This window comes from Streptomyces beijiangensis (assembly GCF_017315755.1).
Taxonomy (GTDB): domain Bacteria; phylum Actinomycetota; class Actinomycetes; order Streptomycetales; family Streptomycetaceae; genus Streptomyces; species Streptomyces beijiangensis.
This window is the reverse complement of the sequence record NZ_JAFLRJ010000011.1, coordinates 1-15827: the sequence shown is the minus strand read 5'-3', so window position 1 is coordinate 15827 and position 15827 is coordinate 1. Positions and strand designations below refer to the sequence as shown.

14 protein-coding genes and 2 pseudogenes are annotated in these 15827 nt (G+C 69.4%); 11 read left to right on the top strand and 5 right to left on the bottom strand.

Annotated features, from left to right (window positions below):
• Positions 1-326: hypothetical protein (locus J0695_RS01520; protein WP_206959345.1), on the bottom strand; the 326-nt coding region annotated here is incomplete at its 3' end.
• Between the two features lie 203 nt (positions 327-529).
• Here J0695_RS01520 and J0695_RS01515 point away from each other — a divergent pair.
• The 6 genes and pseudogenes from J0695_RS01515 (at position 530) to J0695_RS01490 (ending at position 7128) form a co-directional block, all read left to right on the top strand.
• A pseudogene (locus J0695_RS01515) lies at positions 530-1649 on the top strand (ROK family transcriptional regulator).
• A 68-nt stretch (positions 1650-1717) separates the two neighbouring features.
• Positions 1718-3052 carry an ABC transporter substrate-binding protein gene (locus J0695_RS01510; RefSeq protein ID WP_206959344.1) on the top strand — a complete coding sequence of 445 codons (1335 nt, stop codon included), beginning with the start codon at positions 1718-1720 and terminating at the stop codon, positions 3050-3052.
• A gap of 6 nt (positions 3053-3058) precedes the next feature.
• On the top strand, positions 3059-4003 hold the full coding sequence (locus J0695_RS01505; protein ID WP_206959341.1) for a carbohydrate ABC transporter permease: 945 nt from the start codon (positions 3059-3061) through the stop codon (positions 4001-4003).
• A 1-nt stretch (position 4004) separates the two neighbouring features.
• The gene (locus J0695_RS01500; RefSeq protein ID WP_206959349.1) at positions 4005-4898 is read left to right on the top strand and encodes a carbohydrate ABC transporter permease; all 894 of its coding nucleotides are present in this window, start codon (positions 4005-4007) and stop codon (positions 4896-4898) included.
• Between the two features lie 5 nt (positions 4899-4903).
• Positions 4904-6169, top strand: coding sequence for a 6-phospho-beta-glucosidase (locus J0695_RS01495; protein WP_206959340.1), 1266 nt, complete (start codon positions 4904-4906; stop codon positions 6167-6169).
• Entirely contained in the window at positions 6160-7128 is a 969-nt protein-coding gene (locus tag J0695_RS01490) for an N-acetylglucosamine kinase (protein ID WP_206959338.1), read from the top strand. The genes J0695_RS01495 and J0695_RS01490 overlap by 10 nt, the downstream gene beginning before the upstream one ends.
• A gap of 73 nt (positions 7129-7201) precedes the next feature.
• Here the strand turns inward: J0695_RS01490 and J0695_RS01485 are convergent, their stop codons facing one another.
• The 3 genes and pseudogenes from J0695_RS01485 to J0695_RS45355 form a co-directional block, all read right to left on the bottom strand.
• Complete coding sequence (locus tag J0695_RS01485) at positions 7202-7777, bottom strand: hypothetical protein (RefSeq protein WP_206959335.1); 576 nt, start codon at positions 7775-7777, stop codon at positions 7202-7204.
• A gap of 146 nt (positions 7778-7923) precedes the next feature.
• Positions 7924-9036, bottom strand: a complete 1113-nt coding sequence (locus J0695_RS01480; RefSeq protein WP_307798356.1) for an aminotransferase-like domain-containing protein — start codon at positions 9034-9036, stop codon at positions 7924-7926.
• A gap of 137 nt (positions 9037-9173) precedes the next feature.
• A pseudogene (locus J0695_RS45355) lies at positions 9174-9266 on the bottom strand (hypothetical protein); the annotation flags it as partial.
• A 181-nt stretch (positions 9267-9447) separates the two neighbouring features.
• Here J0695_RS45355 and yczE point away from each other — a divergent pair.
• The 4 genes from yczE to J0695_RS01460 all read left to right on the top strand — a co-directional run bounded on the left by yczE (position 9448) and on the right by J0695_RS01460 (position 14143).
• Entirely contained in the window at positions 9448-10191 is a 744-nt protein-coding gene (gene yczE / locus J0695_RS01475; protein ID WP_242552073.1) for a membrane protein YczE, read from the top strand.
• Positions 10192-10334: 143 nt separating this feature from the next.
• On the top strand, positions 10335-11738 hold the full coding sequence (locus tag J0695_RS01470; RefSeq protein ID WP_206959333.1) for a GlnX family signal transduction membrane protein: 1404 nt from the start codon (positions 10335-10337) through the stop codon (positions 11736-11738).
• A 14-nt stretch (positions 11739-11752) separates the two neighbouring features.
• Complete coding sequence (locus J0695_RS01465; RefSeq protein WP_206959331.1) at positions 11753-12751, top strand: glutamate ABC transporter substrate-binding protein; 999 nt, start codon at positions 11753-11755, stop codon at positions 12749-12751.
• Between the two features lie 69 nt (positions 12752-12820).
• On the top strand, positions 12821-14143 hold the full coding sequence (locus J0695_RS01460; RefSeq protein WP_206959330.1) for a coiled-coil domain-containing protein: 1323 nt from the start codon (positions 12821-12823) through the stop codon (positions 14141-14143).
• 43 nt (positions 14144-14186) lie between these two features.
• On the opposite strand, the gene J0695_RS46235 is transcribed toward J0695_RS01460, so the two are convergent.
• A complete protein-coding gene (locus J0695_RS46235) occupies positions 14187-14522 on the bottom strand; it encodes a hypothetical protein (protein WP_425573150.1) in 336 nt (111 codons plus the stop codon).
• A gap of 7 nt (positions 14523-14529) precedes the next feature.
• On the opposite strand from J0695_RS46235, the gene J0695_RS01455 reads away from it, so the two are divergent.
• A partial coding sequence (locus tag J0695_RS01455) for a protein kinase domain-containing protein (protein WP_443726322.1) occupies positions 14530-15827 on the top strand: 1298 nt, incomplete at its 3' end.

Below are 15827 nucleotides of genomic sequence, written 5' to 3'. Positions count from 1 at the left end.
CCGACGATGTTGTCCAGATCGCGCCCCAGTACGTGACCGTGTTCCGCCAGGGTCTTCTCCCCGGCCGTGCTCGCGGCGATCAGCGGCAGGTTCGCGCGGATCAGCGCGCACTCTTCGAGGAAGGCCGCGACCTCGTCCGGCTCGACCTCGACGTCGTGGCGGTCGAGCCGCGGGAAGAACCGCGCACCCAGGGACCGGACCGCGTCCGAGCCCCACACCGTGGTGCGCCAACTCTCGAACCCCGCCTGGTCATTGCAGCCGGGCGGCATGTCCAGCAGCTCGAAGCCGTCACCCTCACGAAGAAACACATCGACCGACAGACTCATCCGCGGAGTCGACCACAGGCCCCGTTGTGCGGCCAGTAGATAACACTTTGGCTGCCGGTACGCGACAGGGCATTGACGTGCCGCTGACGTGCGGCCTACGTTCCTCTCACTGAATAGGAAAGTTTCCTAACAGTGCCCGAGGGGTGGGTGGGGCAGTCGTGGCCGGAGGAACGATCCCGGGTACACCGCGTGTACTGCGGGCCATGAACGACCGCGCCGCGCTGGACCTGCTCCTTGAGCACGGGCCGCTGTCGCGGACCAGGATCGGCAAGCTCACCGGTCTTTCGAAGCCGACCGCGTCGCAGCTGCTCGCCCGGCTCGAAGCCGCCGGTCTCGTCGTCGCCACGGGGACCAGCGAAGGCCGTCCCGGGCCCAACGCCCAGTTGTACGCGGTCAATTCGCGTGCAGCTTACGCCGCCGGGCTCGATGTGAACCCCCAGCGGATCAGGGCCGCCGTCGCCGATGTCACCGGGCGCACGGTCGGCACGTTCAAGCTGGAGACCCCGGGTCGCCGCAATGTGAGCGCCGTACGTCGCGCGCGGCGACGTACGGCGCGTGGTCATCGGCACCCCCGGCGCCTTCGACCCCAGCACCGGCCGGCTCCGCTACGCCTCCCACCTGCCCGGATGGCATACGCCCACCCTGCTCGACGAGCTGGCCGCGGCGCTGCCCATGCCGGTGGAGTACGAGAACGACGTGAACCTCGTCGCCATCGCCGAGCAGCGCCTCGGGGCGGCCCGTGGCCACGAGGACTTCGTACTCCTCTGGAACGAGGAGGGCGTCGGTGCCGCCGTCGTCCTCGGCGGCCGGCTCCACCGCGGCTGGACCGGGGGCGCGGGCGAGGTCGGGTTCATGCCCGTGCCCGGCGTACCCCTGATGCGGCAGGTGACCAAGGCCAACGCCGGCGGGTTCCAGGAACTGGCCGGCGCCCATGTACTGGTGCGCCTCGCCCGGGAGTTGGGCATCGAGGACATCGGCAGCGGGGAGTACCCCGACCTCGCCGCCGTGCTCGTGAGGCGCGGGGCCGCCGCCGAGAGCGGTCCGTGCCGACAGCTCCTCCAGGCGTACGCGACCGGGCTCGCCACCGGCCTGGCCTCGATCGTCGCCGTGCTCGACCCCCAACTCGTCGTGCTCTCCGGTGAGGTGATCACCGCCGGAGGTGAACCTCTGCGCGAGCTGGTGGAGAGCGAGCTCGGTGAGCTCGCCGCCTCCAGGCCCCGGCTCGTGCTCGGTGACGTACAGCAGCATCCCGTTCTGCGCGGCGCGCTGGAGAGCGCTCTCGCCACCACCCGCGACGAGGTCTTCGACACCTCCGCGCACTGACCGACCCCCGCACCGCCACCCCGTACTGCCCCCGTACAGCCCAAGATCCGCCAGAGGGAGACCGAGTCATGCCCAGAAACCGCCGACTGGCCGCGGCCGGAGTCACAGCCGCCGCCATATCCCTGCTCGCTTCCGCGTGTACGGGGCAGAGCAGCTCAGGTGCGACGGACGACGCGTCCAAGGACACCACCATCACCTTCTGGCACGGCTGGAGCGCCCCCAACGAGGTCAAGGCGATCCAGGCGAACGTCGACGCCTTCGAGAAGGCGCACCCCAACATCCACGTGAAGGTCGTCGGCAACATCAACGACGACAAGATCGGCCAGGCCCTGCGCGCGGGCGGCTCGAAGTCCCCCGACGTGGTGTCCTCCTTCACCACCAACAACGTCGGCCAGTTCTGCGACTCCAAGTCGTTCATCGATCTGAACCCCTTCCTGAAGAAGGACAAGATCGACCCGGCCGCCACCTTCCCCAAGACCATGAACGAGTACACGCAGTACAACGGCAACCGCTGCACGCTGCCGCTGCTCGGTGACGCGTACGGGCTGTACTACAGCAAGGGGGCCTTCGCCGACGCCGGCATCACCGCGCCGCCGAAGACCTGGTCGGAGTTCCTCGCCGACGCCAAGAGGCTGACGAAGAGCAAGGGCGACGGCTACGAGCAGCTCGGCTTCATGCCGACATACCACGGCTACGAGTCGACGACCGAGCACCTCTTCGGCCAGTGGTCCCCGACGTACTTCGACGCGGCCGGCAAGTCCAACATCGCCAAGGACCCGGCCTTCGCCAAGGGGTTCACCTTCCAGAAGCAGATGGTCGACGCGCTCGGCGGATTCACCAAGCTGGAGAAGTACCGCGCCGGCTTCGGTGACGAGTGGGGCGCCAAGCACCCCTTCCAGACCGGTCAGGTCGCCATGCAGCTGGACGGCGAGTGGCGTCTGGGCATGGCCGAGGACGCCAAGTCGAAGGTCGACATCGGCGTCGCGCCGCTGCCCGTCCCGGACGACGAGGCCGCTTCGTACGGCAAGGGTTACGTCACCGGCACCATCGTCGGCATCCCCGCCACCTCCACCAAGCAGAACGCCGCTTGGGAGCTGGTCAAGTACATGACCACCAACACCGACGCGGTCGTGAGCTTCGCCAACGCGATCCACAACGTGCCGTCCACGTTCGCCGCCTTCAAGTCGCCGAAGCTGAAGTACGACCCGCGCTTCAAGACCTTCCTGGACATCGCGCAGAACCCCGACAGCACCACCACCCCCGCCTCCCCCAACGGCGGCGCCTACCTCGTGTCGATCCAGAACCTCGGCTTCGACTTCGAGAAGGGCAAGCAGAAGGACCTCCAGGCCGGTCTGAAGAAGACCGCCACGGAGATCGACAAGGCCATCGAGCAGGCGAAGTAGCCGACCATGACCGCCACTTACACGCTCCGTTCGAAGCGCCGCCGCGCGACGCTCCGAACGCTGGCCTTCATGTCGCCCTGGCTGATCGGCTTCACGGTCTTCTTCGCCTACCCGCTGCTCTCCACGGTCTACTTCTCCTTCACGCACTACAACGGCATCGGCGCCCCGACATTCAACGGCCTCAAGAACTGGTCGTACGTCTTCAACGACTACCCGCTCTTCTGGCCGGCCCTGCGCAACACCCTGTGGCTGGTCCTGGTGATGGTCACCTGCCGGGTCCTCTTCGGGCTTGGCATCGGGCTGCTGATCACGAAGATCAAGACAGGTACGGGAATCTTCCGCACCTTCTTCTACCTGCCCTACCTCGCCCCGCCGGTCGCGGCGACGATGGCCTTCGTCTTCCTGCTCAACCCCGGTACGGGACCGGTCAACTCGATCCTCGACAAGGTCGGGATCACGGCCCCGGGCTGGTTCACCGATCCCACCTGGTCGAAGCCGGCGCTCACCCTGCTCGCGGTGTGGGGCATCGGCGACCTCATGGTCATCTTCATGGCGGCGCTGCTCGACGTACCGCGTGAGCAGTACGAGGCCGCGGAGCTCGACGGCGCGTCCGCTCTCCAGCGGTTCCGCTTCGTCACGCTGCCGAACATCTCGCCGATCGTGATGTTCGCGGTCGTCACCGGGATCATCCAGACGATGCAGTACTACACCCAGCCACTCGTGGCGGGGAAAGTCGCATCGGGCATCATCGGCGGCTCCGGCCAGCAGTTCGAACCCGGCTACCCGGACAAGTCGACGCTGACGCTCCCACAGCTCGTCTACAACCTCGGCTTCCAGACCTTCAACTACGGAGCGTCCTGTGTCGTCGCCCTCGTGCTGTTCGCCCTCGCCATGGTCTTCACCGCACTGCTGATGCGGCGCCGCGGCGGACTGATCCAGGCTGGTGAGTGAGTTGGCGCAAGTACTCGACCCCCCGCGTGTCACCGAGAAGGCGGACACCCCCGCCGCCCGCGTGGCCCGTCGCAAGGCGGCGCTGGAGTGGATCGCCGTGCACGCGCTCGGCGTCGCGGCAGCCCTCTTCTTCGTCCTGCCCTTCGTGTTCGTCGTGCTGACGTCGCTGATGAGCGACCAGCAGACCCTCACCCGCGACCTGATCCCCACCCACTGGGAGTGGTCCAACTACCGCCAGGTACTGGACACTCCGGGCTTCCTCAGCTGGTGGCGCAACACCCTCGTCTACGCCGGACTCGGCACCGTACTCACGGTCGTGTCGTCGCTGCCGGTGGCGTACGCACTCGCCAAGTTCCGCTTCCGCGGCCGCAATCTGTCGATGATGCTCGTCATCTCGATGATGATGCTGCCGCCCCAGGTCATCATCATCCCGATGTACCTGTTCTGGGCGAAGCAGCTCGACCTGAGCGGGACGCTGTGGCCGCTGATCATCCCGATGGCCTTCGGCGACGCGTTCTCCATCTTCCTGCTGCGGCAGTTCCTGCTGACGATCCCCAACGAGTACCTCGATGCGGCCAAGGTCGACGGGTGCAGTGAGTTCCGTACGCTCATCAAGGTCATCGTGCCCATGGCCAAGCCGGGCATCGCCGCCGTCGCGCTCTTCCAGTTCTTCTACGCCTGGAACGACTACTTCGGCCCGCAGATCTACACCTCGGAGAACCCGGGGGCCTGGACGCTCAGTTACGGCCTCGAGTCCTTCAAGGGCGCACACCACACCGACTGGAATCTGACCATGGCCGCGACCGTACTGGTCATGGCCCCTGTGATCCTCGTCTTCTTCTTCGCACAGAAGGCTTTTGTCGAGGGCGTCACACTGACCGGAGTAAAGGGCTGATTGACATGAAGCTCGCAGTAGTGGGGGGCGGGTCCACCTACACCCCCGAACTCATCGACGGCTTCGCACGGTTGCGGGACACGCTGCCGATCAGTGAACTGGTCCTCGTCGACCCGGCCGCGGACCGCCTGGAGCTGGTGGGCGGGCTCGCCCGCCGCATCTTCGCCAAGCAGGGCCACCCCGGCACCATCACCACCACATCCGATTTGGACGCGGGCGTCGCCGACGCCGACGCCGTGCTGCTTCAGCTGCGCGTCGGCGGGCAGGCGGCTCGCCAGCAGGACGAGACGTGGCCGCTGGAGTGCGGCTGCGTCGGCCAGGAGACGACGGGGGCGGGCGGTCTGGCGAAGGCGCTGCGCACGGTCCCCGTCGTGCTCGACATCGCCGAGCGGGTCCGCCGTACCAACCCCAACGCCTGGATCATCGACTTCACCAACCCGGTGGGGATCGTGACGCGGGCGCTGCTGCAGGCCGGCCACAAGGCGGTCGGTCTGTGCAACGTCGCCATCGGCTTCCAGCGGAAGTTCGCGGCGCAGCTGGACGTGGCGCCGTCCGACGTCTTCCTGAACCACGTGGGCCTCAACCACCTCACCTGGGAACTGGGTGCGCGGCTCGGCGGCCCCGAGGGCGAGGACGTCCTGCCGAAGCTGCTCGCCGAGCACGGCGACGCGATCTCCGACGACCTGCATCTGCCGCGGTCGGTCGTGGACCGCCTCGGCGTGGTCCCCTCGTACTACCTGCGCTACTTCTACGCGCACGACGAGGTCGTACGGGAGCTGGCGACCAAGCCGTCACGTGCCGCCGAAGTGGCGGAGATGGAACGGCAGTTGCTGAAGATGTACGGCGACCCGGCCCTGGACGAGAAGCCGGAGCTGCTCGCCAAGCGCGGCGGCGCCTTCTACTCGGAGGCGGCGGTCGACCTGGCTTCGTCGCTGCTGGGCGCGGGCGGATCGCCGTACCAGGTGGTCAACACCTACAACAACGGCACGCTCCCCTTCCTCCCCGACGACGCGGTGATCGAGGTCCAGGCGACGGTGGACGGGAACGGCGCGACGCCACTCGCGGTGCCGAAGCTCGACCCGCTGTATTCCGGTCTGATCGGACACGTCACCGCCTACGAGGACCTGGCGCTGGAGGCCGCACTGCGCGGCGGCCGCGACCGCGTCTTCAAGGCGCTGCTCGCGCACCCGCTGGTCGGGCAGTACGCGCTGGCGGACGACCTGACCGACCGCCTGATCGCGCACAACCAGGAGCACCTCGCGTGGGCGTGACAGCAAGTGTGCTGGCGATCGATGCCGGCAACAGCAAGACGGACGTGGCACTGATCGCCGCGGACGGAACCGTCCTGGGGACGGCGCGCGGGGGCGGCTTCCAGCCTGCTTCCGTGGGGGCCGGAGCGGCGATGGACGTGGTGGCGGAGGCGGTGGCGCGGGCGGTCGGTTCCGCCGGCTCCCCGTACGCCTCCCATGTCTCGGCCTGTCTCGCCAACGCCGATCTCCCGGTCGAGGAGCTGGAGTTGGCGGCAGCGCTGCTCGGGCGCGGCTGGGGATCGACGGTGGAGGTACGCAACGACACCTTCGCGATCCTGCGCGCGGGCGTCGAGGAGCCGCGGGGCGTCGCGGTGGTCTGCGGCGCGGGCATCAACTGCGTCGGCATGACCCCGGACGGCCGCACGGCCCGTTTCCCCGCGATCGGCCGGATCTCAGGCGACTGGGGCGGGGGCGGCGGCCTCTCCGAGGAGGCGCTGTGGTTCGCGGCCCGAGCGGAGGACGGGCGGGGTGAGCCGACGGCGCTCGTACGGACGCTGCCCGGGCACTTCGGCCTGCCGACGATGTACGCACTGATCGAGGCGCTGCACCTGGGTCACCTCACGCCCGCACGCCAGCACGAGCTGACGCCGGTGCTGTTCGCGACGGCGGCGGGAGGGGACGCGATAGCGCGGTCCCTGGTGGACCGGCTGGCGGACGAGGTGGTGGCGATGGCGGCGGTGGCCCTGACGCGCCTGGACCTCCTTTCGGAGGAGGCCCCGGTGCTCCTGGGCGGCAGCGTACTGGCGGCACGGCACCCGCAACTGAACGACCGGATAGCGGAGTTGCTCGCGGTGCGCGCCCCGAAGGCGGTGATCCGGGTGGTGACGGAGGCCCCGGTGATGGGGGCGGCCCAGCTGGGGCTCGACCATGTGGGGGCTTCGCCGGAGGCGCACGCGCGACTCAGGGCTGCGTACGCGTAACAGGGCCCCCACGACCGCACGCGGCGGGCGCTCATCGGGCGCCCGCCGTGCTGCGGGGGCGGTAGGCCGCCGGTCAGCCGAAGGGGTTGCCGTGCCCGGGAACCTGTCTGCCCGGCGGCACGTACCGGGTCCGTCCGCTCGCCTCGGTCAGCAGCGCGTATCCGGCGGCCTCCAGCAGGATGGCATTCTTGGCCCGGAAGCGACGGCCGACGGCCACCCCGACCGGGATGAGGGCCACCGCCGTGATCCAGCAGACGCCCGCGACGGCGAAGGAGGTGGCGTCCGCGCCGAACTCAAGACCGCCGGCCGTGGCCAGCATCCCGGATCCGACGACCGCGATCACGATCCGCTGTTTCTCGGTGAGCCCGGTGGCGACGTCGAACTTGATTCGGGCTTCGAGGAGGCCGACGTCGTCGGGTGCGAGGGGCGGCAGTGCGACCCCGTCGGCGGCGTCCGGGTACTGCGCCCAGTTCTGCGCGGCCCGCGCGCGGGCCTGGGGGCTGGGGTCGGGCACGATCTGCATCCTGAGCCCGTTGCTCAGCAGAATGTCGGAGTACGCATATCCGAACTGCTCGGCCAGAGAGGCGAGTTCGGCGTACCCCCGGTAGGACTTGACGCCGGTGACCTGAACGGGATCCCCACTCGCCATCCGCCGCAGCATCTTGCGCACATGCCGTCTAGAACTCACAGATCCCCCAACCATTGAGAACGGTGGGAGCTCTCCACCGCGGCGCTCGCACGCGGAAAGCAAGATCCTCACCAAATTGACGCGGCCTTGACAGTACAGGGTGCTGGTCAGGCGACCCAGTGCGGCCGCCGGTCCACGGAGGAGGGCGACAGTCCCTGCGCGAGGGCGGCGGCCATGCGCTGTACCGCCTCATGCAAGGTGTCGGGGGACGTGGTGAACGGGATGCGGAGGCGCTGCTCGAAGAGGCCGGGGTCGGTGGCGAAGTAGGCGCCGCTCTCGATGCGTACACCGTGGTCCAGGGCCTTTTCGGCGAACGCCGAGCCGATGGGCTCGCCCAGGTCGACCCAGAGGGAGAGACCGCCGGGCGGCGACCGCCAGGTCCACTGCGGGATGTGTTCGGCGAGGGCGTCGGCGAGCGCGGCGCGCTGCACACGGGCCTGTTCCAGGCGGGCGGGCAGCAGATCCCCGGCGCGCTCCAGCAGTTCCAGCGCGAGGAGTTGGTCGATGACCGACCCGCCCATGTCGGTGGCGACGCGCTGCCCGGCGAGCTCGGTGACGAGCTTCGCGGGGGCGCGCAGCCAGCCGATGCGCAGGCCTCCCCAGTGGGTCTTGCTCATCGAGCCGACGGTGATGACCTGGCCCGATGCGCCGTGAGACGCGAAGGGCAATGGCGGCGGGACGTCGAGGGCGAGTTCGGCGAGGGTCTCGTCGACGATCAGCCAGGTCCCTGAGCGCTGGGCGGCTCGCAGGATGCGCGCGCGCTCGTCGTCGGGCATGAGGCAGCCGGTCGGGTTGTGGAAGTCGGGGATGAGATAACCCAGTTGAGGAACGGTCTGCCGGAGTGTGGACTCGACGATCTCGACGTCCCAGCCGGTGTCGGTGACGGGGACCGAGACGGTACGGAGGCGGGCGCGGCGCATGGCGTCGAGGGCGTTCGCGTACGACGGATTCTCGACCATGACGCGGTCGCCGGGCCGCCCGAGCAGCCCCAGGACGAGGGAGAGCGCGTGCTGGGCGCCTGAGGTCACCAGGATCTGTTCGGGGAGGGTGGCGAGCCCGCGCCGGGTGAAGCGCTCGGCGACGGCGGCGCGGAGTTCGGGCAGGCCGTAGGGGTGGTAGCCGGGGGTCCGCGCGTGCGCGGCGAGTTGCGGCGCGACCTGGGCGAGTGCGTCGGCGAGGGCCTGCTCGGGGAGGCCGGGGGCGGCGCGGGCGAGGTCGATGGCGGTGTCGACGGGGCCGAGGAGGCGGGTGATGCCCCGGTGGGTGCGGCCCTCGGGGAGGGTCGTCCAGGTACCGGCCCCTGCCGGCTGTGTGCGTAACCGCTCTCGCGGAGCAGGTCGTACATAGCCGTGATGGTGGTCCTGCTGGTGTTCAGGGCGGTGGCGAGCTCGCGCTCGGCGGGGAGGCGGACGTGGAGGGCGATGCGTCCGTCGAGGACGAGCGCGCTCATCGCCTGGGCGAGGTGGCGGTAGGCGGGGCGCGCCTCGGCGGGGTCGGGCAGCATCGCGGCCAGCTGACGGCTGCCGAGGGTCCGATCCATACCACTCTCCAATAATTGGCCGTACTGCCCAGGCCAATAACTTTACAGACTGCCGCTCATTGGCCTGGAGGAATGCAAGGGGCGGCGGCACATGACCAGAACGATCACGGACCGGTACGAGCGCGACCTGCAGCGCCGCCACGAGACGGGCCGGCCGCCGCGCACGCGCCGTCCGCTCCCGCCGCTGACATACGTCCCCTTGTCCGAGCACCCACTCAGACGCCTGCCCCAGCTCTTCGCCGGTCTGGCGCTGTACGGATTCAGCCTGGCGCTGATGATCCGTTCCGCACTGGGCCTGAGCCCGTGGACGGTCCTCAACGAGGGCCTGATGCGCCGCACGCCACTGAGCTTCGGGACGATCACGGCGGTGGTAGGGGGGTGTGTCCTGCTGCTCTGGATCCCGCTCCGCCAGCGCCCGAAGTTCGGCACGGTGGCGAACATCGTGGTCCTGGCGGTCGCGTCGGACCTGGGCCTGGCACTGATCCCCGACCACCAGCCCCTGCCCGCCCGCTGCTGCCTGCTGGCGGCCGGCATCGTCCTCAACGCCCTGTCGATCGCGATCTACGTGGGGGCCCGCTTCGGCCCGGGCCCGAGGGACGGCCTGATGACGGGCGCGTCCGCGGCGTCAGGCCGCTCGATCCGCCTGATCCGCACGCTGATCGAGGTCGCCGTGCTGGTGGCGGGCTGGCTGCTGGGCGGCAGCGTGGGTGCGGGCACGGTGTTGTACGCGCTCTCGGTGGGCCCGATCACGCAGTTCTTCCTGCCGTGGTTCGCGTACGGCACCAGGTGCGTCCCCCGAACGTGGTCAACAGGCCTCGAACGGGAACCGAATTGATCCCCGCGACGTATTCATGATGGGGAGGCAGCGGGGGCGCAGGCACCAGGTTGATCAAGATCCAGGCAATCCTGGTGTGCGTATCAGCCCCTGCGGCCATACTGCTCGCCGTAGTAACCGTCCACGACCCAGGGGGAGGTCAAGTGGCACACCCGCCGACAACGAGCGCGGAAGCACCCGCGCCGGTGCAGACCAGCGCACCCGCACCCGCACCCGTACTCGCACCCGCACCGGCCCGGCGCAGCGCCTGGTCCGAGGGGACGGACCGGTTGCGTGCTGCCGCTACGACCGAGCCCGGGCGGCTGCGGATCATCGGGGCTGTAATTGCCGTGCTGGTCGTGGCTTTCGGGGCCGTGGCCGCCTTTGAGATCTCCGACCGGTCCGCCGCCGCGGACGACGTGGTGAGCCGGAGTCAGCCGTTGAGCGCCGACGCCGCCAATATCTACCGGTCGCTCGCCGACGCGGACACCGCCGCTGCCAGCGGGTTCCTGGCGGGGGCCATTGAGCCCGCCGACGTTCAGGCCCGGTACGACAAGGACATCGCGACTGCTTCGCGGCTGCTCGTGAAGGCCGCTGCCAACACCGACAGTTCCAGCGACTCCGGGCAGCAGATAGCCCAGTTGAACGAGTGGCTGCCCCGCTACACCGGACTCATCGAGCGCGCCCGCGCCAACAACCGGCAGGGGCTCCCCCTCGGTGGCGCCTATCTGCGGTACGCCAACCAGCAGATGACCACCCAGCTGCTGCCCGCCGCCGAGAAGCTGTACGACGCCGAGACCGGGCGGCTGTACGAGGACTACGACTCGGCCGAGATCTGGCCGTACTTCGGGATAGCGGTCGGAGTCATCGCGCTGGGCGGGCTCTTCTACGCTCAGCGGCGTAGCTACCTGCGCACCAACCGGGTGTTCAACCACGGGCTGGTCGCCGCCACCGTCGCCTCCGCCGTGGTGCTGCTCTGGCTCGGTGTGGGGCATGCGGTCGCCCGGTCCGATCTCGCCACCTCGCGGACCCACGGGCAGGAGTCGTTGAAGGTATTGAACGACGCCCGGATCAACTCGCTCAAGGCCCGCGCCAATGAGAACCTGACGCTGGTGGCCCGGGGGGCCGTCCTCACCAAGGACGGCACGCAGGATCAGTACGAGGCCGATTACGGCGGGGAGATGAAGTCGCTCCTCGCCGGGCTCACCCAGGCCAAGGGACTCGCCAAAGGCGACAAGGCGGGGCTCGACCCGGTGAATCTCGCCGCCACGAGCGCCGATATCTGGCAGGGGCGCCACACCAAAGCCCGGCGCACCGACGACAACGGTGACTACGACGGCGCGCTGACGGCCGTCATCGGGGCGAAGAACTCGACCGGTGAGTGCTTCGACCAGGTGGACGCCGCCATCCAGAAGGCGATCGACCATGAGCAGAAGCAGTTCACCACCGCGGCCCAGGACGGGCGCGACGCGCTGACCGGGCTGCCGATCGGCGCTGCGGTGCTGGCCGTTCTCGGAGCCGCGGGGGCGGCTGTCGGGATCAGCCGCAGGCTTTCGGAGTACAGGTGAGGAGGGACACGGCGATGGCGAAGAAGCCGAGACTGCGCGGCTGGGGCGGCGTCACGGGGATGGCCGCGGCTTGTGTACTGACGGCCGCCGTGACTCTGGGGCCGATCGCCTACAGCAGTGGTGGCGAAGACGGTGACGGTGCGCGGATCGGTGGGCAGGGCGTCGGTCAGGGCGTGACCGTACAGGCCGCCGACTGCACCGATCCCGAGGCCAGCCTGACGCCGTCCAGTGGGGACGGGCCCACCATCGACAAGATCAAGCAGGCCGGGAAGCTCGTGGTCGGGGTCGACCAGAACAGCTATCGGTGGGGGTACCGCAATCCCGCCACCAGGAGCCTCGAAGGCTTCGACATCGATCTGGTGCGGGCCATCGCCCAGAACATCCTGGGCGATCCCGATGCCGTGATCTACCGGGCCATACCGACCAATCAGCGCATCGAGGCCATCCAGAAGGACAAGGTCGACATCGTCGTGCGGACGATGACGATCAACTGCGCACGGATCAAGCAAGTCGCCTTCTCCACCGCCTACTTCCAGGCCGGGCAGCAGGTCCTCGCCCCCAAGGGGTCGCCCATCACCGGGTACAACGACACCCTCAAGGGCAAGAAGGTCTGTACGGCCACCGGGTCGACCGCATACGACGCCCTGAAGCAGAAGTCCTTCGGGGCCGTCTTCGAGGACACCGCCTCCGCCAAGCGGACCGTGCCCAACCAGCTGGACTGTCTTGTACGGCTCCAGATAGGCGAAGTGGACGCCGTCGTCACCGACAACGCCCTCGCCGCCGGGCAGGCCGCGCAGGATCCGGCCGTCGAGCTCAAGGGCGATCCGTTCACCACGGAGTACTACGGGGTCGCCACCAAGATCGGGAAAGACGATCTGGTGCGGCGTATCAACCAGGTGCTCGTCGACTACCGCGCGGACGGGAAGAAGAGCAAGTGGATGCAGGCCTACCGGACGTGGCTTGCCAGCGACTTGAAGGGGATATCGGGGCCGCCTGTCCCGAAGTACCGCTGAGCATAAGCTGAGTTGAAAGTACGGACACGCATGGTGAGAGCTGGAATCAGCAGAGCGGAGAGGTGATTGATGGGCGTCGCGGGTTCCACCGGGCCTGTGATGGACCGGGACGAGGTGGACCGTGCGCTGGCGCGGCTCGGGGCTGAGCACGAGGCGATCGAGAGTTCGCTCCTCGCGCTGCAGGACCACGCGGGCCGCAGACTCCTCGAAGGGGCCGCGCTGACCGGTCTCACCAAGGACCGCTGGGCCTCCACCGAGCAGTCCATCACCTTGCTCTGGGCCTATTTCGACGCCTACGCGGGCGCGCTGAACGACGCCCGTAACGTGCGTGAGCGCAAGCGTTGGCCCGGACGCGAAGAGCTCGTCGAGCTCACCGATCTGCTGCGCGGGCAGGGCGTCACGCTCTCGGGCGCGGCCACGCACTCGGCGCCGACCATCGGCGCGGGGATCGCCGGGCCCGCCAAGCTCACCGAGCGGTTCACGCTCGTCGAGCTCGTGTCGCGGATGAACGACCTGTACGCGAGATCGCTCGACATGGTCGTCGCCTCCGACTCGGTCTGGTCCGCGCTGCCCGCCCGTATCGATCTGCTCTCCGCCGAGCTGGCGCGCACGTGCTCGCTCGCCAACTCGGTCGGCGTACGGCCCGGGGAGCACCCCGCCGGGGACGACCTGGAGTCGATCACCGCCGAGCTGACCGCCCTGCGCGCCCAGGTGATATCCGACCCGCTGGCCTTCTGGCAGGCGGCGCCCGGGAGTTCCGCACCCGGCGGCGGCCGGCCCGACACCGTCCGCTACGACCGTGCGGCCCGGGCCCTGGACGAGATCCGGCGCGAGATCGAAGCCGTGCTCACCGTCCGCCAGGACGCCGAGCAGCGGCTGCTGCAGCTGCGGGACATGCTCTCGCGTGCGGACAGGACACTGGCCGAGGCCAGGTCGGCCCGCGGCGAGGTGCTGGCGAAGATCGCCGCATCCGAGGTGCCGGCGGTGAGCGGCCCGCCCATCGCGCTGCAGGAGCGCCTGGCCACCGCAGCCGAATACCGGCGGCACGCGCAGTGGCACCGGCTCTCACCGCTCCTGGAGACCCTGGAGCGCGAGGCCGAGGGCGAACTGCTGCGCGCCCGCGACTCATTGACCGCCGTCACCCAGCCGCTGGCCGTGCGGGCCGAGCTGCGCGGGCGGCTCGACGCGTACAAGGCGAAGGTCGCCCGGCACGGGCTGGCCGAGGATCCGCTGCTCATCGAGCGGTACGACGTGGCGCGCCGGATGCTGTGGAGCGCACCCTGCGATCTGCGCGCGGCCGAGCAGGCGGTGCTGCGGTATCAGCACGCCACGGCGGAAGTACTGGTGCCGCGGCAGTCCGGGCCCACTGACCGTAGGGGGGACCAAGCATGAGTGAAGAGCAGCAGCAGTGTCAGCGGCCCGGCTGTGAGGGCAGCTACGAGGACATGGGCGGCGGGGAACTGTACTGCGACACCTGCGGGCTCGCGCCCGTCGTGTCGCCCAACGGCTCGGTCGGTTCACCGGCTACCGGGATCGCGGGCGGCGGGCGGAGCAGCAGGGGAAGCCGGGGCAGCAGCTCCAGTTCGCGGGCTTCGTCGCGCGCCTCGTCCCGGTCGTCGTCGCGCTCCTCGACGTCCAGGCGGTCCGTCTCCGGGCGGCTGTCGCGGGCCCTGTCGGGCACGTCGGCGTCGCGGTCCGTCTCGGTCCGTGCCTCCGGGGCCTCCGCGAGCTCGTCGGGCCGCAACCGGCTGGGCGCGGGCCTGGTCTCCATTCCCGAAGTGCCGCGTCCCGACCCGCAGTCCGCGGTGATGGAGAACCCCGAGGTCCCCGAGCGGAAGCGGTTCTGCTCACGTTCCGACTGCGGTGCGCCGGTGGGCCGTGCGCGCGGTGAGCGGGCGGGGCGGACGGAAGGTTTCTGCACCAAGTGCGGCCACCCGTACTCCTTCGTGCCGAAGCTGACCACCGGCGACATCGTGCACGGGCAGTACGAGGTGATGGGCTGCCTGGCCCACGGCGGCCTCGGCTGGGTCTATCTCGCCGTCGACCGTGCGGTCTCCGACCGCTGGGTGGTCCTCAAGGGCCTGCTCGACACCGGCGACCAGGACGCTATGGCGGCCGCCATCTCGGAGCGGCGCTTCCTCGCCGAGATCGAGCACTCGAACATCGTCCGGATCTACAACTTCGTCGAGCATCTCGACCAGCGCACCGGCTCCATGGACGGCTACATCGTCATGGAGTACGTGGGCGGGAAGTCGCTGAAGGAAATCGCCAATGACCGCCGCCAGGTCGGCGGTAAGCGCGACCCGCTGCCGGTCGAGCAGGCGTGTGCGTACGGCATCGAGGCACTCGAAGCGCTCGGGCATCTGCACAGCCGCAACCTCCTCTACTGCGACTTCAAGGTCGACAACGCGATACAGCAGGCCGACCAGCTGAAGCTCATCGACATGGGCGCGGTCCGCAGGATGGACGACGACGAGTCCGCGATCTACGGGACCGTCGGCTACCAGGCCCCCGAGGTCGCCGAGGTCGGCCCCTCGGTCGCCTCCGACCTCTACACGGTGGCGCGCACGCTCGCCGTGCTGACCTTCGACTTCCAGGGCTATACGAACTACTTCGTGGACTCCCTCCCCGACCCCGACAACATCGAGGTCTTCCGGACCTACGAGTCCTTCTACCGGCTGCTCGTCCGGGCCACCGACCCGGACCCCGCCCGCCGTTTCTCCTCCGCCTCGGAGATGGCCGAGCAGCTGACGGGCGTACTGCGCGAGGTCGTCGCCCTGCAGAGCGGTCGGCCGCGCCCCGCGCTCTCCACGCTCTTCGGGCCCGAGCTCAGGGTCACCGACGCGACGCTCTTCGCCGAACTGACGGACGACGTCTCGACGCTGGGGGTACGGGTTCTGCCGCCGCCCCGGCGCGGGCTCAAGCGCAGGACGGCCACGTACGCGAACGGAGACAGCCGTACCAACGGTGCGCCTGCGCCCGTCGCCGTGGGAGCCGTAGCAGGTGTGGCAGCCGTCGCAGGTGCGGCCCCCGTGGCAGCCATTGCCGCCGCCGGGCCGCCGCCCCAGCTCCCGCC

Coding starts and splice junctions, on each gene's coding strand:
- J0695_RS01510 (WP_206959344.1), top strand. CDS start 1,718: ATGCCCAGAAACCGCCGACTGGCCGCGGCCGGAGTCACAGCCGCCGCC.
- J0695_RS01505 (WP_206959341.1), top strand. CDS start 3,059: ATGACCGCCACTTACACGCTCCGTTCGAAGCGCCGCCGCGCGACGCTC.
- J0695_RS01495 (WP_206959340.1), top strand. CDS start 4,904: ATGAAGCTCGCAGTAGTGGGGGGCGGGTCCACCTACACCCCCGAACTC.
- J0695_RS01485 (WP_206959335.1), bottom strand. CDS start 7,777: ATGGCGAGTGGGGATCCCGTTCAGGTCACCGGCGTCAAGTCCTACCGG.
- yczE (WP_242552073.1), top strand. CDS start 9,448: ATGACCAGAACGATCACGGACCGGTACGAGCGCGACCTGCAGCGCCGC.
- J0695_RS01465 (WP_206959331.1), top strand. CDS start 11,753: ATGGCGAAGAAGCCGAGACTGCGCGGCTGGGGCGGCGTCACGGGGATG.
- J0695_RS01460 (WP_206959330.1), top strand. CDS start 12,821: ATGGGCGTCGCGGGTTCCACCGGGCCTGTGATGGACCGGGACGAGGTG.
- J0695_RS46235 (WP_425573150.1), bottom strand. CDS start 14,522: ATGGAGACCAGGCCCGCGCCCAGCCGGTTGCGGCCCGACGAGCTCGCG.